Source organism: Bradyrhizobium sp. HKCCYLRH3059, assembly GCF_051168035.1.
Classification (GTDB): Bacteria; Pseudomonadota; Alphaproteobacteria; order Rhizobiales; family Xanthobacteraceae; genus Bradyrhizobium.
The window spans coordinates 215,136-236,474 of sequence record NZ_JBNPUF010000003.1 but is presented as its reverse complement, the minus strand read 5'-3'; the positions used below and the strand labels follow the sequence as shown (position 1 = coordinate 236,474).

Sequence of the window (21,339 nt, the reverse complement as noted above, 5' to 3'; positions counted from 1 at the left end):
CGTCCTCATTCAGCGGGTTGGGCAGCGGCCGCGATCGCCCGGCGCCGTTCGACATCGTGCAGGACGCCGCCCTTGCGGGTGTAGACGGCCCAGGTGATCAGCACGCAGGTGACGTAGAAGCCGAAGAAGCCCCATAGGGCGGCCTGCACGCCGCCGGTGAGGTCGATCGAGGTGCCGTAGGATTTGGGAATGAAGAATGCGCCAAAGGCGGCAATCGCGGAGGTGAAGCCGGTGATGGCGGCGGATTCCTTTTCGGCCTGGCGCAGCCGCGTCTCCGCGTCCGCGGTCGGCATGAGCCGGGTCATTTCCTGGCGCATGATGTTGGGGATCATCTGGAAGGTCGATGCATTGCCGACGCCGGTCGCGAAGAACAGCAGCAGGAACATCGCGAAGAAGCCCCAGAATGCACCGGGCTGATCCTTGATGCCGAGGAAGTAGAGCACCCCGAGCACGCCGGCCATCATCAGCAGGAACACCCCGACGGTCACGCGCCCGCCGCCCCATTTGTCGGCCATCCAGCCCGTCGCGGACCGCGACAAGGCACCCACCAGCGGCCCGAGGAATGCGAACTGCAACGCGTCGACGGCCGGGAACTGGGTCTTCGCCAGCAGCGGGAAGCCCGCAGAATAGCCGATGAACGAGCCGAACGTGCCGGTGTAGAGCCAGCACATGATCCAGTTGTGCCGCCGCTGGAAGATGACGGCCTGATCAGCGAAGGACGCTTTCGCGGAGGCGATGTCGTTCATCCCGAACCAGGCGGCGAAAGCACTGGCGACGATGAACGGCACCCAGACGAAGCCGGCGTTCTGAAGCCAGATCGGCATCGGCTGCGACCCGCTCGTTGCCATCGCCGGATCTCCGCCGAACCAGCCGAACACGCCGACCGTGATGACGATTGGCACCACGAACTGGACCACGCTGACGCCGAGATTGCCGAGGCCGGCATTGAGCGCGAGCGCGTTGCCCTTCTCGGCGCGGGGAAAGAAGAAGGAGATGTTGGCCATCGACGAGGCGAAATTGCCGCCGCCAAAGCCGCACAACAGCGCCAGTATCAGGAACACCGGATAGGGCGTTGCGGGATTCTGCACCGCATAGCCGATTCCGATCGCGGGTATCAGCAGCGACCACGTGGCCAGCGTGGTCCACAGCCGGCCGCCGAAGATCGGCACCATGAAGGAGTAGAAGATGCGCAGAACTGCACCGGAGATCCCAGGCAGCGAAGCCAGCCAGAACAGCTCATCGGTCGTGAACTTGAAGCCGACCGAAGGCAGCTTCGCAACCACGACAGACCAGACCTGCCAGACCGCGAAGGACAACAGCAGCGCCGGAATGGAGATCCAGAGATTGCGTCGCGCGATGGCTCGGCCCTGCTCCCTCCAGAACGTGTCGTCCTCAGGCCGCCAGTCGGTGAGAACCGCGCCGGACAGGGCTCCGATGTGCTCGGGCCGGTGGATCTCCTCCATTTCCGGCAGCTCCGGCAGCCGCTTCAGCGCCTCGCCGGCAACGCCGCGCTCCATCTGCCGGATCGAGAGATGCATCCAGACCAGCGCGACCCCGACGAGCAGGAAGAGCAGCATGAAGCAGCTGGTTCGCAGACCGGTGAGATCGACCAGCGCGCCGAACGCGATCGGGAGCACGAATCCGCCGAGCCCGCCGATCATGCCGACCAGGCCGCCGACGGCTCCGACATTGTTCGGATAGTAGACGGGGATGTGCTTGTAGACGGCGGCCTTGCCGAGCGCCATGAAGAAGCCGAGCACGAAGACGATGACGACGAACGGGACGAGCCCCATCTCCAGATGAAAGCCGACCTTTCCGTTGACGGTCGTCACGACGTAGTCCGTCGGCGGGTAGGACAACAGGAAGGTCGCCGCGACACCGACCAGAAATGTCCAGTACATCACGCGACGGGCACCGAAGCGATCGGACAAGTGTCCGCCATAGGCGCGAAACACGCTGGCCGGAAACGAGAACATGGCGGCCATCATGCCGGCCGACTGGATTCCGACGCCGTAGACCTTGATCAGGTATTGCGGCAGCCACAGCGACAGCGCGACGAAGGCGCCGAAAACGAAGAAGTAGTACAGCGCGAAGCGCCAGACCTGGATGTTCTTGAGCGGCGCGAGCTCGAGCCAGGCGCTGCCGGCCTTCTGCTTGCGCTGCCTTCGCGAGCGGACCACCGGGTCCTCCTCGGAGAACAGCCAGAAGACGATCGCCATGACGCCGATCGCGAGCGCCCATATCTGGGCCACGGTCTGCCAGCCATAGGCGACCAGCACGAACGGCGCGACGAACTTGGTGACGGCGGCGCCCACATTGCCGGCGCCGAAGATTCCCAGCGCAGTGCCCTGCTTGGCCGTCGGATAGAACCGCGACACATAGGCGACGCCGACCGCGAACGAGCCACCGGCGATTCCTACGAAGAGCGCAGCGACGAGAAATTGCGGATAGGTATGCGCCCAGGTCAGGAGATAGGTCGCGACCGCCGCGGCGAGCATCACGACGGTGTAGACGCGGCGCCCGCCATACTGATCGGTCCAGATGCCGAGCATCAGCCGGATCAGCGAGCCGCTCAGGATCGGGGTGCCGATCAGGAGACCGAACTCGGTTTCGTTCAGATCCAGCTCTTGCTTGATCCGGATGCCGATGATCGAGAAGATCGTCCACACCGCAAAGCAGATCGTGAACGAGATTGTTGAGAGCCAGAGTGCTCGCGTTCGGTGCTCAGGGCTGAAATCTACGGCGTCCATGGTGGCCTCGACGTATGGCTTCGACGCCGCAGCAGTTATTCGGGGGACCATGAAAAGGTTTTGCGATGCATCAACCGGACGGTCCGGTCGGCCACAATCTGCCAAATGTCCCAGATCGAATTGTCAGACTGCACGTATGCAATTGACTTTTGTCACAGTTCGGCGCGATAGCGGGTGAGTGACTCTTGGAGCTTCGCTTGCGCCCCGACGAACTCGCCCAGTTGAAGACGCTGCCGCTGTTTGCGGACCTCAGCGAGGAGAACCTGAAGCGGTTGCTCGGCGCGGCTCTGCTGCAGCAATTTCCGCCCGGGGTGCGGTTGGCTCGCGAGGGAGATCAGGCCGACTTCCTGCATGTGCTGATTGGCGGGTTGGTGGAAATCTACACCGAGCAGGACGAGGCCGAGTGGGGCATCTCACTGCTTCGTCCCGTGTCGACCTTCATACTTGCTGCAGTCGTGGTCGATCAGGCGTATCTCAATTCAGCCCGCACGCTGACGGAGTCGCGGGTGCTGCTGATCCCCGCCCGCGATGTAAGGGCACTCTTCGACGAAGACATCGCATTCGCACGGATTGTTGCTCAGGAGCTGGCGTATGCCTATCGCGCTTCTGTCAAGAAACTGAAGGGCACACTGGCCCGGTCGAGCATCGAGCGCCTCGCCAACTGGATCCTCGCCGAAGCCCAGCGCGAACCGGGGCATGCGAATATCGTCATCCCATTCGACCGCGGCACGCTGGCCTCCCACATCGGCACGACGCGCGAAAACCTGTCACGCAGTCTTGCCCAACTTACGAGCCATGGGGTTCGCGTCCGCGGACGAGAGATCGTCATCGACCACAAGGAGCGGTTGGAGCTGTTTGCCCGGCCAAAGCCCCTGATCGACGATCCCGGCTCGTAGGCTTCTTTTGCGATCGGTCCTGCCCCTCTGTTGGGAACGGCAAATCAGCAGAGTACGGAAACGGAGCCGTCGATATAGTTCTTCTCCGCCGCACACCCACCCCGCGTGGCAGTCGCTGGGACGCCCCGAAACCGATGGGCCCTGGAACGTGCGGCCGGCAAAGCCGTGATCGCGGGCGATGCCGAGGAAAGCAAACCGGACCCGGTGGAAACGGTCACAGCCTCACCGCTTGGCGGAGAGGCGTATCCGAGCCGAATGAAGCGAGTGCAGGGAAAGGTGGTCGCGGGGGAGCGCTACCGCCTTTCCCCACAGCCGGCGGACCTACGATACTTCCTGCAATCCTACGCACAACGAGGCTCCTTGGTGCTGGCTCGGTCAGCACCTCATGCTGGACCATCGCTTCCGGCCTCGGACCCGCGTTCCAAGCGAGGCTCGGGCCGCCGTTGGATTTCTGCGCTAAGCGGTCCATGAAGCGTTCCGACATCGGCAGAGGTGATTGCGATGCGCACAGAAAGGTTTGGCGCCTACTAGACGGGAGCACCTTCAGGACCGTCTTTTGGCGATCTTCGGCGTTGCGCCCTCTTCGCGCACGTATCGAATTGACCGCCCGCTTCGCCAGCGAGGATCTGCGCGACGGCTTTGGACAGGCGACTATGACCGCACTTTGGGAATTCCAGCTCTCAGGGCTCCGCGCCGAGGAACGCGCGGGTCGCCCGTAGGATTTCGTCCGACAGTTCTTCTGAATCGGAGATGCGCGCGAGCAACATCGCCCCAATCATCGCTGCCCAACTGCCGATCGCCGCGACACGCTTCTGTTGCGGATCGTCACCTGGCGCCGAGGCCATGAATTGTTCGATCTGCCGTCGCATCTCCTCGGTCAGGACGCGGCGTGTGGGCGCCGGCGCCCGCGACATCTCGGGCCCGAGCGCCGCGAAGACGCATCCCGCCCCCGCCGCATCCCGATGTTCTGGCCGCAGATACGCGCGGGCGAAGCCACGGACATCCGTCGGCAGCAGGGGTTGACGCCTGCTGGCCTCGAAAACGTCCGCCAGGGCCTCGGTCACGAGCTCCTGTTTGCTCGCAAAGTGCCTTGGAAAGCCGCCGTGCGTCAGCCCCGCTGCGTCCATGATCTCGGCGACGGTAACACCGTCAATTCCCTTCTCCCGGAACAACTTAGCGGCCGAGTTCACGATCGCCCGCCTGCTCTCCGCCTTCTGCTCCCGGCTTCTTGCCAAAATAAATCTCCCTCAGTTCAAAAATGTAGATGACAAACATCATCTTTGCAAGTAGATGATGATTGTCATCTACATTTTGGGGACAGATTGGCCCCTCCCACGGAGAAGAAGACATGTCCACTGCACTCATTACTGGCGCCTCCAGCGGCATCGGCGCCGTCTATGCGCGGCGCCTCGCCGCGCGCGGCCATGACCTCGTCCTCGTCGCTCGCGCGACGGAGCGAATGGCGGCCCTGGCCGCGGAACTGCGCAAGGCGCACGGGATTGCCGTCGAAGTCCTGACAGCGGATTTGACGGATGCCGCGCAGCTGCAAATGGTGGCGAACCGGCTCCATTCGGGCAGCCCAGTCGAGATTCTGGTCAACAACGCTGGCGCGGCGCTGCTCGGCCCGTTCGAGGCGGCGGATCCCGCCGCCATGGAGCAACTGCTCAAGCTCAATGTGACTGCGCCGACGCTGCTGGCTTCGGCGGCGATCGGGGGCATGGTGAAACGCGGAAGCGGCGCCATCATCAATCTCGGTTCGGTGGTGTCGTTCATGCCCGCGTTTTTTCCGGGGATTTATTCGGCGACCAAGTCTTACGTGCTCACGTTCTCGCAGGGGCTGGCGGCCGAGGTCGGGCCCAAGGGCGTCTACGTCCAGGCCGTGGTACCGGCGGCAACCAGGACCGAAATCTGGGAACGGGCGGGTGCCGATCTCTCGAAAATTCCCAATCTCATGGGCGTCGAGGACCTGGTCGACGCGGCGCTGGTCGGCTTCGATCGCCGCGAAGCCGTGACGATACCGCCCCTTTCGGACCTGGGCCTCTGGGAGGCGTTCGAGGGCGCACGAGCGGTTCTGCCCTCAGGTTTGGGTGCGCAGCCCGCCGAGCGCTACCGCGCGCGCGCCAGCGCCTAGTCACAACGCTCCGATCGGCCGGCGATACCGGCCGATCGGTACTCCCGCTCCTCATCTCGAAACGCGTAGCCATCCCTTCGATCCAGCGTGCAGCCTCAATGCTGCCTCATCAGGAATTGCGGACATGAACTCTCAATCTCGTCGCACGATGATCACCGCCGGAGCGCTGGGCGCTGCGGCACTTGCGCTACCGCTGAAGGCGCAGGCCGCCGCCAGTTCGGCGACCGCCTCCACCCAGTTCGTCGACGTTGGCGGACGCCGCCTCGCCTATCGATCCGTCGGCACGGGCAAGCCGCTGGTCCTGTGCAACCGTTTTCGAGGCGTCCTCGATCTTTGGGATCCCGCCTTCATCGACGGATTGGCCGCTCAGGGCTTTCAGGTCGTAACCTTCGACTATTCAGGTCTCGGCCAGTCGACTGGCGAAAAATCCTACAATCCGATGTCGCTCGCGAAGGATGGTAAGGATCTCATCGAGGCACTCGGCCTCAAGGAGGTCACGATCGGTGGATGGTCGATCGGTGGGATCGCCGCGCAGATCTTGCTGGCAATGACCGGGCCGATGGCAACTCATGTGGTTCTGTTGGCTACGACACCTCCGGGCCCGCTGGTCAAGACGGGCGAACAACTCTTCTATGATACCGCGGCAATCCCCGGCATCGCATTGGAGCAGTTCACGACTGTGTTCTTCGAACCTGCGGACGCAGGCAGCCGGGCGGCCTCAAAGCGCTCGTTCGATCGCATCATGGCGCGAAAGAAAGACCGCAGCCCCGACGTTCCGGCCGACTGGGCCATGGCGCAGATCGGCAACACGCCGCGTAACCCGGTGTTTCCATCAGACCAGATTTTGCAGCTCTTGAAGACGACGTCGGTTCCGATCCTGCACCTGGGAGCCGACCACGACATCGTGTTCCCGATCGAAAACTGGTATGCGTTGAATCGACAGCTGCCGACCCTTCATCTGATCACCTATGCGCGAGCCGGGCACGGGCCGCATCATCAATATCCGGACGAGGCTTCCGCCCAAATCGGCGCTTTCATCAAGGCCGCCAGCAAGGGCTGAACATTTTCGAGGCCGCGGAGCGAGGGGCAGTTGGACACAAGAGATAACCGCTAACTGCTCCCTCTCTTCCGCGGCAGACCTTGCGAGCAGAGCATAATGTTCGCGGCTCTTCTTCGCTATGTCGACCGGACGCAGATGGAAAGTATCCGCGGCGAATTAGATGACGACTGCTTCGGCGAAATAGGCCACTCCGAGCCATTCGGCGATCAACGCGGGTTTTTGCGCCCCCTCGATCTCAACAGTGACCTCCAACTTGGTGGCCACCTCCTTCGGATTGCGAGCCGTCATATCCAGAAGTTTGAATCTGGCCCGCACCCGACCTCCGGATCGTACGGCGGACACAAATCGTATCCTGTCGAAACCATAGTTGACCGCCATGACTCTCCCCGAAAGCTTCGGAAGCGCGTCAAACGCCATCGGCGCAAGCAAAGAAAGCGTCAGGAAGCCGTGAGCGACGGTTCCGGCAAACGGCGTCTCGGCGGCCTTCACCGGATCTATGTGGATGAATTGCCAATCCTCCGTAATGTCGGCGAATTGGTCGATGCGAGATTGGTCAATCTCGAACCAGCGTGACACGCCGACCTCCTTGCCCACCATTGCCGCATATTCCTTCGGCGAAATGTCAGGCAGGCTCGATCCTTTCATTGCCCTCTTCCTCGTTAGAGACCGATGATTTATTCCGCGTGAGCCGAGTCTGCGCGGCACCGACCATCGGCTCTCCTCTGATGAGGTCGACTGTCCGGCGCCGGCGAGCGTCTCAACTTCAGCCGATGGCTTCGCCGCGATGACAACGTCTGAGATGGAGGAACCTTGCTCAGAGCCGGTTCAGCGCCACCTCGGACCTTCACTTCCAGGAGCACTCCTTACGAAGTCGGGGCACTCAGATGAAGGTCACATCTTCAGCAGGTGACCCGGCATACAATTCCTCAACGCTATGCGCTCGGTGGCCGAGTACAGCCCGCTGATTTACATAGGCCTTGTCGGTGATTTCACCAGCGGCAAGCGACGGAAGCTCCTTCAGCAACTTGAATGAGCGGATTCGTTCGCTGCTTCCGACTGTTTCGTTGTGTGCCCGAAAGCCCCCTCTCAGGAATGCCAGCACGCCTGGATCTCGCTCGAGATCGCCAACGGGCGCGGAGGCGTGTTGTTTGGCTTGGCTGGGATTTAGCCAGGCAAGAACCGCGCATTGGTCCCGGTTTTCGCCCGCGATGACGACGTCCTGAAGAACGCCACGCGTTGCGCCGAGGATGGTCGCCCTGAGGTTCCCGACAACTACCCAGGTCCCGTTCGTGAGCTTGAAGTTTTCGGAAAGACGTCCCGTGAATCTCAATCCGAGATGCGGCTGCTTCGAATCGAGGAAAGCCACGGTGTCTCCGACCCGGTAGTAGCCCTCCTCGTCGAATGCACTTTCCGTGAGATCGGATCTGCCGAAGTATCCCGGCGTGACGTTCGGTCCCTTTACGCGAACCTCGTAACTGTCTCCCGCAGGCAGCAGCTTGAGCCTGAGACCAGGTCCCGGAAGACCGACCTCTCCCGGTTCCTCGGTGGCCCAGTGCGTCGTGCTGATCGTTGGCGCCGTTTCGGTCGTGCCGTACCCAGACATGACGGGAATGCGGCGGCCGGTCGCACGAAACGACAGGTCATAGAGCTTGTCCAGCGTGGACTGCGGAATTGCCGCTCCGGCGTAGGTCATTCGCTCCATGCGGTTGAAGAAGGTATTTCTGAAATGCTCGTCCGCTTCGAGAACATCACACAGGAGCGTGTAGCCGCCGGGCACGTTGAACATCGCTGTGGGGGAAATTTCCCTCAGGTTGGCGATGGTCTTATGGAAGAGTTGTGGGACGGGGCGTCCGTCGTCGATGTAGAGCGTCCCCCCATTCTTCAGGGTGCCCTGCAGAATGACATTGCCCCCCATCGTGTGATGCCAGGGCAACCACTCGACCTGAACCGGAGCTTGGTTTGCCGGCGCCAGCAGACTGCCCATTTCGAGGGCGCATGCCATCATGCGATGCGTGTTGATGACGCCCTTCGGCAGGCCGGTCGAGCCCGACGTGAACAGGATTTTTGCGATGGCGTCACGATCGAGGTTTCCGAACCGCCGCTGAAACTCCGAGGTTGGTCGTCCCTCGTACAGGGCCTCAAGCGGCAGAAGCCCGTCGGATCCACCGCATGCGATCCAAGTCGCCTCCTCCAGCCCACTAACTGATCGGGCTGCGGCAAAGGCGCTGCCGTCCTGCACGAATACAAATGATGGCCTGAGCAGCCGAGCGATGTCCGTCAAGCGGGACAGCCCGCCCGGCATCAATGTATAGTTGGGCGAAATGGGAGCGACGGCCATCCCGATCGACATGGCCGCGAACATGACGATTGCATGCTCGATCGAATTCCCCGAGAGAATTGCAATCCTGTCGCCCGGCTGAGCTCCGCGATCGATCAACCCCTGACCTACGGACTGAGTCCGTAGCCACATCTGCCGATACGAGATCTTTTGCCACCCGGCAGCTTCGCGTTGCGCCAGAAAGACGCGATCGGGCTCCTGCATCGCCCATACGGGTAGAAAGTCGGTGATCGACCAGCTCGGCTCGACGAAGTTGATCGGCGACCTCAGGATGAGGCTTCCGTCGGGTTGCGCTTCGATACGGACCTCGCGTGGAGCGAAGTTGACGTCAGACGTGGCGCGCGCGGCAACATTCGTCGTCATGGATTTCCTCCGCTCCCATTCACGAGCGACTTGAACACTCTGCAATTTGCTCGCCTTCCGTTCGGCCGGTCTATCCGATTGAAATAGACGAGCTTTGTACCGACCGTACGGCCCACCGCATCCCTGGCCGCCGGGCTGACACGCGCTAAGCGGCCATCCGGAGAATCTTAACGATGTCTTCGGGGCCTTTGATCGGACGCGGGTTTGCGCGCGTGAAAACCGAAAGCATCGCGTTCCGTCCGATCAGATCGAATTTGTCCTCGGTCACGCCAACTTCAGACAATCGACGCGGGAGCTCCAACTGTCGTATAAATTCGGCGAACGTCTCGCTTGCTTTCGTCCCCGGCACTCCCCAAGCTTCGGCGAGCTTGTCTTGTGCTCCAGCCGTATCCGGGCGATTGAACTCCAGCACGCTGGGCATCATGACCGCGGTGCAAAAGTAATGCGGCACATCGCATGTACCGCCAAGCACGTGTCCGATAGCATGGCTCGCCCCCATCGGAACCCGACACTGCAGCCCGAAGGCGGACAGCCACGACCCGAGTTGGCAGGATTGCCGGGCCTCAAGATCGTCCGGATTCATTTTTGTCGCGAGCAGCCCGTCATAGAGATAGCGCAGTCCTCGCAGGCAAACGCTTTCGACGAGGGGATTGCCTCTCGGCGAGCAGACGGCTTCGATCCCGTGGTCCATCGCGCGCGTTCCGGAGCCGAGCCACAAGTTTTGGGGCGTGTGAACCGTAATCGCGGGATCGAGGATGATCGAACGAGGCATCATCAAGGGATGGTGAAAGATCTGCTTCAGTTTCCGCCGTGTATCGGTAACGAGGCTACCGGCGTTGTATTCGCCGCCGGACAATGTACTCGGGATGGCGATCATCCTGACGCGCGGGGCTCGAAACGGACCAGGGCGCGGGCCCTCCGGGGTCGAGACTACTTCAAACCCGTCGAGGCCGCCCTCATCGGTGATCTTGTGCTCAATGCACATCAGAACGATTTTTGCCGCGTCGACGACAGAACCACCGCCGACGGCCACGATCAGGTCGGCGCCCGCCCCGACCGCCCTTGCGGCTGCAGCTACGGCAGACGTACGGGTGGTGTGCTGCGGGACCCCATCAAACGTCCCCGCATACCTAGAACCTAATGCTTTGCGGATCTTTTCGATCTCGTCGGTTTTCGTATTCAACGTATGGCTGGCAATCAGAAACACCCTGTGCGCGTTGAGCCGCTCCGCCTCCTCGGCCAGCCCTTGCCCGGCAGGCTTTCCGAAGATCACCTGATCCATCGGGGGATATTGATGAAGTCCAACCTTGATCATGGGCTCTCTCCTAAAAAGAGGTTCTCGTCGCACCAACCGGGAGTTGGCCGTTTCCTCCCGATCAGTCAGGCGGGCTGCCCGATGACGTTCAGATGTGGAGCGCGGCGCCAACACCGCGGACGACGACGGACCGCTCGCCCCGGATCTACCAGGGTTCGCGGTACGGTCGCACTTCCGAGAGGAAAGACCACGCCGAGCGGTCCTGATGCGCGATGTGGTAGATTTCCTCGGCGATCGCCGCGGGTTTGATGAAGAAATCGTCGGGCGCGTCCTTCATTCGCTCCCGCTGCCACGGCACGTCAATGACCGCATCGATGACCAGATAAGCCACGTGAATCCCTTGCGGGCCGAGGTCGCGCGCGATCGACTCGGCGAGGATACGCTGGGCTGCCTTCGTCGGCGCAAAACCCGCGAAGTTCGCCTTTCCTCGCAGAGCCGACGTGTTGCCCGTTACGAGGAGCGCTCCGCCGCCAGCCGCTATCATTGGGGGCGCGACGTGCCGCGCGAGATGGAGCAGTGCCATCACGTTTGTCTCGAAATTGGCTCGGAGAACCTCGGGACCTACCTCCTGAAACTTTCCGAACGCCCCGCCAACCGCATTATGGACAACGACCTTCGGCGGGCCGGACCGCCGGTCGATCTCGTCGAGCACCCGCGCGAGCGCTGCCGAGTCCGAGACGTCACACGCCATCGGAATACTCGACGGAATCTCCGCCGATAGCGCGTCCAGGCGCGCCTTGTCGCGCGCGAGCATCGCGACGCGATACCCTCCGGCCGCGAACCGCCTGACGATAGCAGAGCCGGTACCAGGTCCGACTCCGGTGACAATTGCCAGCGGCTGCGCATCAATCTTGCTCATGCTGCCCTCAGTGCTTCGCGAATGAATTCAAGGCGGTCATTGTCGAAAAACATTTCGTCGTTCACGATGAAGGTCGGCGCGCCGAAGATGCCGCGCGCTCCCGCTGCTTCATTTCCCTGCGTCACCCGATCATCCAATTCGGTGCTATCGGCTCTGGAAGCAACTTGGGGGTCACGTATTCCGGAAGCTTCAAGGATCCGCACCAGACCCTCGGCTGTGCTCAGCGGCAAGCCATGTCGCCAGAACGCCTGAAAGATCGCCGCAACGACCTCCTTGGCGAGACCGCAGTCTCCCGCCGCGAGCACCGCGCGCAGCAGCCTGCGGCCGTCGATCGATTTTATGTCCTTATGCCGGCTCAGCGGTACGCCGTATCTCTTCGCCCGGCGCTGTAGATCTGCGCCGGCGTATTTGCCTTTGGTCGGACAGGTCAAGGCCGTCGGCGTGTTACCGACCTGCTTCATGGCTGCGACGATATCTACAGGATGGTCGCTCAGCTCAGCATCCAGCGTGCCGAGCTGAGCGTGGGCGAGATAGGAATAAGGACTGCGAAATTCGAAATAGAAGTCGATGCTGGTCATTGCGCTCTTCATCCCACTCCCCGGCAGAAGCAGCGGAGCCCGCCAAGACGGAATGTTAAGACGCATTGAGTCTGGGCTTGCCGACTTCGACCGCCCCAGCCGTCTTGAACTTGCCACCCCTGATGCGCGGAAAACCTCCAAATTCCAAAAGTTGGGGTCGAGCGCCCATTTTCCCTCCTGAAACAGCGGCTTCAGCGCAGACGACAGCCATCAGTCCCTTCTTGTGATTGACCCGACTTTAGCCGCCACAAAACGCTCGTCAATTCCTTTTTCGAATTGACATTCGATCCAATCGAGCGCCCGGTCGTTCTAATCCCTCCAAGCGATGCTCGACTGTCCGATCGACCGACATCCTCCGTGAAAGCCGCGGAAAATGATAGCCAACGCGCCTTAGCGCGAGGCCGGCCAAGCAGGCTTCAAAGCGATTTCGCTCTTTTCTTGTCCGATCATTACGTTCTAAATTCGAACTGATATGACGGACAGATGGAGAGACCAACATGAGCGTTGCGCAGTTCATTCGCAGTGAGGTGGAGTCCAACGAGATCGTCCTGTTCATGAAAGGTACGCCCTCGTCGCCGGCCTGTGGGTTCTCGGCGCAGGTAGTTCGCATCCTCGATCATCTGGGAGTTTCGTTCAAATCGCACAACATCTACGAGTCGGAGGAGTTGCGGCAGGGTATCAAGGACTACTCGGACTGGCCGACCATTCCACAGCTGTATGTACGGGACGAATTCGTGGGCGGCTGCGATATCGTGACGGAGATGTTCCGGTCTGGAGAGCTGCAGGCCATTCTCTCGGAGCCGCGGGAAGCGGTGCGATCATGAACCACGGGTGGGCCCTCTGTCGATGGCCTACCCCGTCATCAGAGGGCGCCGATGTCGCGAAAACACATGAGCGTCCGCGCAATGTTTGGTCATTTGCAGTGTGATGTGCAGGGCCAAGCGCTATCGTGGATGGGGCAGCGCCTGGTGGCGGTCTCAGCATTCTTTCGTTGCATCAATAGCCGGTCGCTTCGCAGTCGGAATGAAACTCGACGCATCTGAGGAGACGAAAATTGACCATTGAGGATCATCCTACGGTAAAGGCCTTTCGGTCGCGCAGCCTGGCCCGGACCGGCGCGGCGCCGCTGTCGGCGGAGCTCGTCAAGAGGATCGCGATAAGCTGTGGAGCGGACGATGTCGGGCTGGTCGAGATTGGTCGTCCGGCAATCAGTCCCCAAGTCGACTACATCCGAAAGGTCTATGGTCGCACGAAGTCCTTGATGGCGATCGCATGTCATATGAATTGCGAGCCGGTACGCTCTCCCACTCGCTCGGTGGCTAATGAGGAATTTCATGGAACCTATGACCATGTGAACGAGACTTCGCGCGCAATTGTCCGTGCCCTGGCGGAGCACGGCATCGCGGCCTGCAACTCGGTTGCCGCATTCCCCATGGAGATGGACCAGGCACGCATCATGATGGTGCAGCACAAGCCGGTCGCCGTCGAGGCCGGACTGGGTCGCATGGGGATTCATCGCAACATCATCCACCCGAAATTTGGCAGCTTCATCCTGCTTGGAACGATCTTGCTGGCGGACGAGATCGATGCCTATGACCAGCCGATCGACTATAATCCTTGCTTGGAATGCCGACTATGTGTCGGAGCTTGCCCCGTCGGCGCGATAAAGCACGATGGGTACTTCGATTTTCAGACCTGCTTCACGCACAACTACCACGATTTTCTCGGAAACTTTACCAAATGGGTCGAAGAGGTTGCGGACTCGCGTGACGCAAAGGACTACAGGTCTCGCGTGAGCCCTTCCGAGACTCAGAGCATTTGGCAATCTCTCTCATTCAAGCCCGGGTACAAGGCTGCATATTGCATATCGGTCTGCCCGGCTGGTGAGGATGTAATCGGGCCGTATCTTGATGACCGGCTGTCTTATGTGAATGATGTGGTCAAACCTCTGCTCGAGAAAGAAGAGACGCTGTTCGTGATTCCTGGATCGGACGCCGAGGAGAGTGCGCCACGACGGTTCCCGAATAAGACGATCCGGCATGTGCGCGCAGGACGTCCGATCGGAAGCGTTCAGGCGTACCTCTTTACACTGAGGCTCGGCTTCCAGCGTGGAAAGGCAAAGAAGCTCGATCTGGTCACTCATTGGACCTTTACGGGAAAAACTCCGTTCCAAGGGACAGTGCGCATCAACGACAAGATTCTGGATGTAACGCCCGGAACCCATGCCGGCGACGCCCGGCTTTCGATCACGGCCGATAGCGAAGCATGGCTCCGAGTGCTTAGCCGCGATCTCGAGCTTGCGGAGGCGATCGAGTCGCGGCTCATCGTTCCAAGCGATGCAGATCTGTTCGCCGCCTATATACGCTGCTTTCCATTCTAGGGCTTTCAGGTCCAGAGTTTTGAGCGAGGCAAGGCCGCTACGCCTGCAAGACACGGGTCGGGTTCAGATCCTTCACTTCGCGGTGCTGCAGATGGTTTGGCGTCCCCCTCTCGAAGCGCCACGCCTCCTTTTCAATGACCTTCCTGAATGTGGTGGCCGGCCGGCCGAGCAGCTTCTCGACGTCCTGCGTTACCTCGGCAATATACCGATCACCGCCATTTTGCATGCACAGGTTTTCCAGATGCAACGCAGGATGCTCAGCGATATGAGGCATGAGCTTACGCATACGTTGCCGAAACTCTTCCATCGTCGTCGGCAGGTATTCGATCTTTCGACCGAGCGCCGCCGAGTAATCCTCGGCAAACCCGTACATGTCCTTTCGTTCCGGCCCCGTCAACTCGTAGGACTTCCCAGCGTGGCCGGCTGGGTCAGCTAACACCTCAATACAGACATCAGCGACGTCGGCCGTTGCCACCGGCGCGGTCTTTCCCAGGCCGAATGGCAGACGGATCGTGCCGTCCTCCTTGATGGTCATAGCCGGCACCCACAGTGTGATTGGGTTCTCGACGAACATCGCCGCCTGGATATGAACGATCGGCAGGCCTGACCAATCGAGGGCTCGCTCGCCCGCCCAATGCGCCCTTTGCTGGGGCGACCACTGGACGTCCACGCCCAGCACGGCGATGCGCTCCGCGTCCGGCGCCGACATGGTCTCGAGCGTCATGTAACATTGCTCATAGTCCGACATGTTGACGAATATCTCGGTGCCTCCTTCCTTCTTGGCCGCTGCGGCCATTAAGATGGTGGCATCGGCGTAGGACGGGTTCAGGCTCATGCTGAAATAGATGCGCCGCACACCCTTGACGGCCTGCGTGACGTCACGCGGATTTAGGAGATCGCCCACGAACACCTCGGCTCCCATGTCGCGCAAACTCTGCGCCCGCTCGTCATTTTTCCGCACGAACGCACGGACGGGAAGGCCGCGCTGCAGCAGGCCGCGAACAATGGTTCGGCCAACCGAGCCGGTTTGTCCACCGGCGCTCGTCACCAGAATTGGCGCCTTGCTCTTCATACTCGTGTCCTCCCTGATCTCGATCGTTTACTTGGTCTGATTATCTGAAAGCCGGACGAGACAAGCTCAGCGCTCTTGTTGAGGTACGAGCGCGAGCGCATTTGCTGCATGAATGCCAGCCGCAAGTATCGCATCCGACATCGACGAGTCTTCGGCGGCACGAGCAAGCTGGAGAGAGCCGACGAGTACAGCGAAAATTCCGATTGCGGCCTCTTGCGCGGCGCGGCTGGACGTTTTCCGCGGCAATCGCCTCTTTAGCTGCTCGAATATTTCGCGCAATCTAGCTGTGTAGGCCTTTCGGACGGATCGAGGTTGGCGACCGATCTCTGGAAGCAGTGCAGCCGAGGCGCATCCAACGTCCGGCCGATCGCGATGCTCCGCAGACAGGTAAGACCGGATCAGCGTGCTCAGTTCCCCGGGGACAACGTCGGCTTCACTCAGTCGCCGCAACTGCTCGTCCAGCGCCCGCTCAAGCCCTTCCCGAACGAGATCGCTTTTCGAGCCGAAGTGAGAATAGAAGCCGCCATTCGTAAGGCCCGCCTCGGACATAATTCCCGTCATTCCAGTCGCCGCAATGCCTTGTCGCCGGAATTTCCTTGCGGCGACCTTCAGTATCCGTTCGTGCGAACTATCCTTGTGCCCCTTGGCATACCGCATGCAGGCCCTCCGAACGAACAGCCTATTGTATGATGTAAATCATGTGATATGTATATCTTAATCTAATCTAGGGTTCAACTGCGTCAACGGAGAGCTTCTGTGCGACAGGACGGAAAAGTGGCGATCGTGACCGGGGCTTCGACGGGAATCGGGCTGTCCTCCGCAAGAGCATTGCGCGAGGCGGGATTCCGGGTGTTCGGGACCAGCCGACGAGCTGCCGCGAGCGATCCTGAGATGCTAAGCTGCGATGTGACGGACGACGCCTCGGTGAAAGCGGCCGTCGACAAGGTACTGGCTGCGACCGGCAGGATCGATGTTCTGGTGAACAACGCAGGCTTCGGCTTGCTGGGCGGGGCCGAAGAATCCTCGGCCGATCAGGCCAAGGCCTTGTTCGACGTGAACGTCTTCGGAGTGATGCGCATGACAAATGCGGTCCTCCCGACCATGCGAGATCGAAAAGCCGGACGGATCATCAACATTAGTTCTGTCCTGGGATTGATACCTGCGCCGTTTTCCGCCCTCTATTCTTCTACGAAGCATGCCATCGAGGGTTACTCCGAATCTCTCGACCACGAAGTGCGGATCTTTGGCGTTCGCGTTTGCCTGCTTGAGCCGGCCTATACCCGCACCTCGTTTGAGCAGAACATGGTGCTTCCGGACCGGAACCTGAAGGAATATGTGTCGGCGCGAACCCGAGCCAGCGCGCTGCTACGCGATGTGATGAATACAGCCGAGAGTCCCGAGGTTGTTGCCGAGAAGGTGATTTTGGCCGCGACAACGCCATCACCTCGTCGGCGATACACCTGCGGAAAGGTTGCGCGCCAGGTGAGCATCCTTCGTCGTTTTGTGCCTGAAGGAATGTTCGACAAAAGCCTTCGCAAGCAGATGGGGCTGCCGGGGTGATCCCGTCGAAACAGTCGATCGCGAGCGATTTCCACGATCGCCGCGACAGGATGTTTGAACCTCCCGATCAACAACTTCGCGCGAACGCCTTGCAACCGTATTCCGGAGGCTAAATGCCGTCGCTGTTTGACCCCGTAACTATTGGCGATCTGCATCTGCCGAACCGGGTCATCATGGCCCCGCTGACCAGGCTACGCGCAGGCCAGAGCCGGATCCCCAATGCGATCATGGCGGAGTATTACGCGCAGAGGGCTTCGGCGGGTCTGATCATCACAGAAGGTGTTCCTGTTTCGCCTCAGGCAGTGGGCTATGCCGGCGTTCCCGGCATTTGGTCGGCAGACCACGTCGAGGGCTGGAAAGCCGTTACACGCGCGGTGAAGGCACGTGGGGGGCGGATTTTCATGCAGATCTGTCACGTCGGCCGGATCTCCGATCCAATATTCCTGGATGGTCAGGCGCCGGTCGGCCCCAGCCCCATCGCCGCGAAAGGCAACGTCAGCCTTGTCCGTCCGGAACGGGCTTTCAGCGTGCCGCGCCCGCTTACGACAGAAGAAGTCTTGGACGTTGTCGAAGCATTTCGCAATGCTGCCAAGTTTGCCCAGATAGCTGGCTTCGATGGCGTGGAGCTCCACGGCGCGAATGGGTATTTGCTGGACCAATTCCTCCAAGATAGCTCCAACCAAAGGACGGATCGGTACGGAGGCTCAATCGAAAGCCGCGCCAGGCTCTTGCTCGAGGCCACAGATGCTGCAGTGTCGGTATGGGGACCCGACCGGGTGGGAATGCATCTTGCGCCTCGGGCTGACGTGCATTCCATGGGCGACTCCGACCGTGCCTCGACGTTCGGATACGTGGCAGCTGAACTCGGACGGCGCGGCATCGCCTTCATCTGCGCTCGCGAGCGCTTGGGACCCGACAGCTTGGGACCGTCTCTCAAGGCCGCCTTCGGCGGAAAGTATATTGCAAATGAAGGTTTCACTGCGGAAACCGCCCAGGCGGTCCTCGATGCGGGTTGGGCCGATGCGGTTGCCTTCGGAAAGGCATTCATTGCCAATCCGGATCTGCCTAAGCGCTTGGCGCTCGGCGCGCCGCTCAATCAGCCCCGCCCCGAAACTTTCTACGGTCCGGATGCCCACGGTTATACCGACTATCCTACACTGCCGAAATCTCCGGAGAACGTGGGGCGCGAAGATCCGGCGAAAACATAGGAGCGGGCCTCACCGAGCACCTCGGTGTGGAACAGAGGCGCCATCACGATCATTTTTTTTGAACTAAGCTCCTGGCCGCGCGATCGGACCGTCGAGCACCAAGTTCACCAATGATCTCTCGACCGGCCCCAAGAATATGGTCAGAAGCTGCTTTGCTGTTGACAGCACGGGCGAGCAGAATTGAACCTACCATGGTCGAGATGATGCCTGTGGCGATCTGGCGTGCCTCTTGAGAAGAAGCGCCGGAATTTAGCTCAGCTAGGACGTCGACCATTTGATCCAGCTTACGCTCAAAGCTCCGGCGTGCCCGCGCTTCTGATCGCCCGATGTCGGCGGCGAGCGCCGGAAGCGCGCAACCGTGCGTGGGATCGTCACGGTGGCGAGGACTGAGGTAATCGGCAACGATCGCATCAACGCACGTCGGGACAGCGCTCCCATTCGTCAGCCGTTTCCAGCGCTCGATAGTCTGATCCATTGCAAAGCCGGTTGCTTCAGCAACGAGAGCCGCACGGGACGCGAAATAGTTATAGAAGCCGCCATGTGTCAGACCAACGAGCTGCATAAAATCGACAACGCTGAGCGCTTCGGCACCTTTCTTGCGCAGACCGTAGGAGGCATTCTCGACGATCCGGTTGCGGGTCTGACGCTTATGATCTCTCACGTAACGCATCGTGCTTCATCCGATTTGCAGAAGATCTGTTGGGCGGCTCATCAGACGCCAAACGCCCCATGGCCGGCCGCTCCGATTCCAGCCGACATCTAAGCATCGGCGACGGCGTTTCAGTCCTGGATTTTGCGCCATGCCTCCCCGCAACATTTCATTGCAAGATGAGCCAAGTTATATGATTATCGTCATACAAACAACACCGCTTGTCGGGGAGATTTCATCATGTCCGCAGTCACCGATCCCGTTGTCATTCTTTCGGCCGTACGCACGCCTTTGGGACGTTTCATGGGTGAGTTGTCGCCGCTCTCGGCACATAAGCTCGGCTCTCACGCGATCGCGGCAGCGCTGGAGCGTGCCAAGCTCGCGCCGGAGCGGATCGACGAGGTCTTCATGGGTAACGTGCTGCCGGCCGGCCAGGGTCAGGCGCCGGCCCGCCAGGCTGCGCGCGGCGCCAGGCTGCCTGATGCGACCGGGGCCACCACGATCAACAAGGTTTGCGGCTCCGGCATGAAGGCGACCATGCTCGGCCACGACATCATCAATGCGGGCTCTGCCGCCATCGTGCTGTCCGGTGGCATGGAGAGCATGAGCAACGCGCCATATCTGCTGGCAAAGGCGCGCGCCGGCTATCGGGCCGGCCACGACCGGATCATCGACCACATGTTGATGGACGGCCTGGAAGATGCCTATGAGACCGGCCGTTCGATGGGCGACTTCGGCGAGGCCACGGCCGAAGCCTATCAGTTCACCCGCAAGGACCAAGACGCCTATGCGATGGAGACGCTGATCCGAGCCCGCAAGGCCGTGGAAAGCGGCGCGTTCAAGGCCGAGATCGCACCGATCACTCTGACCGAAAAAGCAGGGCCGCGCGTCATCGCCAATGACGAACATCCGCTGAAGGTAGACCCTGCCAAGATCCCAGGCTTGAAGGCGGCGTTCCGCGCCAACGGCACCATCACGCCTGCCGCCTCCTCGGCGAACGCCGACGGAGCCGCCGCCCTGATCCTGGCGAAGCGCTCGCTCGTCGATCGCGAGGGACTGCCGGCACTGGCGGAAATCAGGGGCCATGCCACCCATAGCCAAGAACCGCAATGGTTCACCACCGCGCCGATCCCGGCGATCCGCAAGCTCCTGGACAAGGTCGGCTGGAGCGTTGGCGACGTCGACCTGTTTGAGATCAACGAAGCCTTTGCCGTGGTGGCGATGGCCGCGCAGAAGGACCTCGGCATTCCCCGCGAAAAGCTCAACGTCCATGGTGGCGCCTGCGCGCTCGGCCACCCGATCGGCGCCACCGGCGCGCGATTGATCGTGACGCTGCTGCATGCGCTGGAAGCGCAGAACCTCAAACGCGGCGTCGCCGCACTCTGCATCGGCGGCGGTGAAGCCACTGCAATCGCCGTCCAGCGTATCGTTCGCTAGTCGAGGCCAGCTCGCAAAAAGCACTTGGCAAGCGGCCCACATGGTGTCGCTTGCCGATTTTCCATCGGGAAGCTCACCCCCGGCCCACCTTCTGCAATCCGAATCATCGCTGGTCGAACTTGGCGAGCCGCCATCGAACAAGGTCGTCAGCCCCTGGTCCGGCCAGCGGCCGGACATCCCTCATGCGTACCAATTCGCCCGACTTGTCATCGACAAGAGCGAGCTTAACCGGACGTCCGCTGTTCTTGTTGATGAATTTGAGCGGCGGACCCGCATCCCCCGTAATCGCCCACTTGTCCCCGACCTGGGCAAGCGCCTGGATCACCAGGATAATGTCCCTGCCCTTTCGGGTCAGAAGGTATTCGTAGCGTTCAGGGCCGGTCTGATACCGACGCCGCTCGAGCAGTTCATTTTCTTCGAGATGCTTGAGCCGATCGGACAGGGTGGCATGTGTGACGCCGGTCGACTTCCTCAACTCCTCATATCTGCTCAATCCCAGTGACAGATCGCGCAGGATGAGCATGGCCCAGCGGTCACCGACAGCGTTCAATACGCCGGCGATCGAGCACGCCATTCCTTCAAAGCCCTTCGAGCGCATCATCCCTCCTAACAACACTTCTCAGCAGAATAATCATGCTCGGGACGCCATCCAAGCGCCAAGCCGCGAACATCGACAAGAAATGTCTTGCATTTCTTTAACTCTTATTATTAGAGTGACTGTTGGATAACAAAAAAACCGCGTG

Annotated in this window: 20 protein-coding genes; 8 read left to right on the top strand and 12 right to left on the bottom strand. The window is 60.8% G+C overall.

Features of this window, described 5'->3' with window-relative positions:
* Positions 1-5: 5 nt before the first annotated feature.
* A complete protein-coding gene (locus ACQR13_RS11890) occupies positions 6-2,750 on the bottom strand; it encodes a nitrate/nitrite transporter (protein WP_315750138.1) in 2,745 nt (914 codons plus the stop codon).
* A gap of 197 nt (positions 2,751-2,947) precedes the next feature.
* Between ACQR13_RS11890 and ACQR13_RS11885 the strand changes: the two genes are divergently transcribed.
* Positions 2,948-3,646, top strand: coding sequence for a helix-turn-helix domain-containing protein (locus ACQR13_RS11885; protein WP_316201241.1), 699 nt, complete (start codon positions 2,948-2,950; stop codon positions 3,644-3,646).
* 680 nt (positions 3,647-4,326) lie between these two features.
* Here the strand turns inward: ACQR13_RS11885 and ACQR13_RS11880 are convergent.
* Together ACQR13_RS11880 and ACQR13_RS11875 are read right to left on the bottom strand one after the other, a co-directional pair.
* Positions 4,327-4,836: a TetR/AcrR family transcriptional regulator gene (locus tag ACQR13_RS11880; protein ID WP_316169258.1), complete on the bottom strand. Its 510-nt coding sequence runs from the start codon at positions 4,834-4,836 to the stop codon at positions 4,327-4,329.
* A complete protein-coding gene (locus tag ACQR13_RS11875; protein WP_315827696.1) occupies positions 4,820-5,011 on the bottom strand; it encodes a hypothetical protein in 192 nt (63 codons plus the stop codon). Before ACQR13_RS11875 ends, ACQR13_RS11880 begins: the two co-directional genes overlap by 17 nt.
* Here ACQR13_RS11875 and ACQR13_RS11870 point away from each other — a divergent pair.
* A complete protein-coding gene (locus tag ACQR13_RS11870; protein ID WP_315714229.1) occupies positions 4,995-5,777 on the top strand; it encodes an SDR family NAD(P)-dependent oxidoreductase in 783 nt (260 codons plus the stop codon). The two genes, ACQR13_RS11875 and ACQR13_RS11870, sit on opposite strands and share 17 nt — an antisense overlap.
* Before the next feature lie 124 nt (positions 5,778-5,901).
* Entirely contained in the window at positions 5,902-6,837 is a 936-nt protein-coding gene (locus tag ACQR13_RS11865) for an alpha/beta fold hydrolase (protein ID WP_316225920.1), read from the top strand.
* A gap of 156 nt (positions 6,838-6,993) precedes the next feature.
* Here ACQR13_RS11865 and ACQR13_RS11860 read toward each other — a convergent pair whose 3' ends face one another.
* The 5 genes from ACQR13_RS11860 to ACQR13_RS11840 all read right to left on the bottom strand — a co-directional run bounded on the left by ACQR13_RS11860 (position 6,994) and on the right by ACQR13_RS11840 (position 12,290).
* Positions 6,994-7,482, bottom strand: a complete 489-nt coding sequence (locus ACQR13_RS11860) for a MaoC family dehydratase (RefSeq protein WP_316172568.1) — start codon at positions 7,480-7,482, stop codon at positions 6,994-6,996.
* A 235-nt stretch (positions 7,483-7,717) separates the two neighbouring features.
* The gene (locus tag ACQR13_RS11855) at positions 7,718-9,538 is read right to left on the bottom strand and encodes an AMP-binding protein (RefSeq protein ID WP_316201247.1); all 1,821 of its coding nucleotides are present in this window, start codon (positions 9,536-9,538) and stop codon (positions 7,718-7,720) included.
* A 145-nt stretch (positions 9,539-9,683) separates the two neighbouring features.
* Complete coding sequence (locus ACQR13_RS11850; RefSeq protein WP_316201249.1) at positions 9,684-10,853, bottom strand: iron-containing alcohol dehydrogenase; 1,170 nt, start codon at positions 10,851-10,853, stop codon at positions 9,684-9,686.
* Positions 10,854-10,998: 145 nt separating this feature from the next.
* A complete protein-coding gene (locus ACQR13_RS11845) occupies positions 10,999-11,712 on the bottom strand; it encodes an SDR family NAD(P)-dependent oxidoreductase (RefSeq protein ID WP_316225918.1) in 714 nt (237 codons plus the stop codon).
* Positions 11,709-12,290 carry a 2-hydroxychromene-2-carboxylate isomerase gene (locus tag ACQR13_RS11840; RefSeq protein ID WP_316225917.1) on the bottom strand — a complete coding sequence of 194 codons (582 nt, stop codon included), beginning with the start codon at positions 12,288-12,290 and terminating at the stop codon, positions 11,709-11,711. Before ACQR13_RS11840 ends, ACQR13_RS11845 begins: the two co-directional genes overlap by 4 nt.
* A 497-nt stretch (positions 12,291-12,787) precedes the next feature.
* On the opposite strand from ACQR13_RS11840, the gene grxD reads away from it, so the two are divergent.
* Both grxD and ACQR13_RS11830 read left to right on the top strand, forming a co-directional pair.
* Positions 12,788-13,114, top strand: a complete 327-nt coding sequence (gene grxD / locus ACQR13_RS11835; protein WP_316201252.1) for a Grx4 family monothiol glutaredoxin — start codon at positions 12,788-12,790, stop codon at positions 13,112-13,114.
* A 230-nt stretch (positions 13,115-13,344) separates the two neighbouring features.
* Positions 13,345-14,670 (top strand): 4Fe-4S binding protein, encoded by a 1,326-nt coding sequence (locus tag ACQR13_RS11830; RefSeq protein ID WP_434862851.1) that lies wholly within the window; start codon positions 13,345-13,347, stop codon positions 14,668-14,670.
* A gap of 37 nt (positions 14,671-14,707) precedes the next feature.
* Here ACQR13_RS11830 and ACQR13_RS11825 read toward each other — a convergent pair whose 3' ends face one another.
* On the bottom strand, positions 14,708-15,742 hold the full coding sequence (locus ACQR13_RS11825) for an NAD(P)H-binding protein (protein ID WP_316169269.1): 1,035 nt from the start codon (positions 15,740-15,742) through the stop codon (positions 14,708-14,710).
* Between the two features lie 66 nt (positions 15,743-15,808).
* The gene (locus ACQR13_RS11820; protein ID WP_315714219.1) at positions 15,809-16,399 is read right to left on the bottom strand and encodes a TetR/AcrR family transcriptional regulator; all 591 of its coding nucleotides are present in this window, start codon (positions 16,397-16,399) and stop codon (positions 15,809-15,811) included.
* Between the two features lie 117 nt (positions 16,400-16,516).
* On the opposite strand from ACQR13_RS11820, the gene ACQR13_RS11815 reads away from it, so the two are divergent.
* On the top strand, positions 16,517-17,302 hold the full coding sequence (locus ACQR13_RS11815; RefSeq protein WP_315714218.1) for an oxidoreductase: 786 nt from the start codon (positions 16,517-16,519) through the stop codon (positions 17,300-17,302).
* Positions 17,303-17,415: 113 nt separating this feature from the next.
* A complete protein-coding gene (locus tag ACQR13_RS11810) occupies positions 17,416-18,510 on the top strand; it encodes an alkene reductase (RefSeq protein WP_316193216.1) in 1,095 nt (364 codons plus the stop codon).
* Positions 18,511-18,559: 49 nt separating this feature from the next.
* On the opposite strand, the gene ACQR13_RS11805 is transcribed toward ACQR13_RS11810, so the two are convergent.
* The gene (locus ACQR13_RS11805) at positions 18,560-19,180 is read right to left on the bottom strand and encodes a TetR/AcrR family transcriptional regulator (protein WP_316186748.1); all 621 of its coding nucleotides are present in this window, start codon (positions 19,178-19,180) and stop codon (positions 18,560-18,562) included.
* A gap of 219 nt (positions 19,181-19,399) precedes the next feature.
* Here ACQR13_RS11805 and ACQR13_RS11800 point away from each other — a divergent pair, with 219 nt between their 5' ends.
* Entirely contained in the window at positions 19,400-20,596 is a 1,197-nt protein-coding gene (locus tag ACQR13_RS11800; RefSeq protein WP_316169273.1) for an acetyl-CoA C-acyltransferase, read from the top strand.
* 103 nt (positions 20,597-20,699) lie between these two features.
* Here the strand turns inward: ACQR13_RS11800 and ACQR13_RS11795 are convergent, their stop codons facing one another.
* On the bottom strand, positions 20,700-21,194 hold the full coding sequence (locus ACQR13_RS11795; RefSeq protein WP_315750123.1) for a winged helix-turn-helix transcriptional regulator: 495 nt from the start codon (positions 21,192-21,194) through the stop codon (positions 20,700-20,702).
* Positions 21,195-21,339 lie beyond the last annotated feature (145 nt).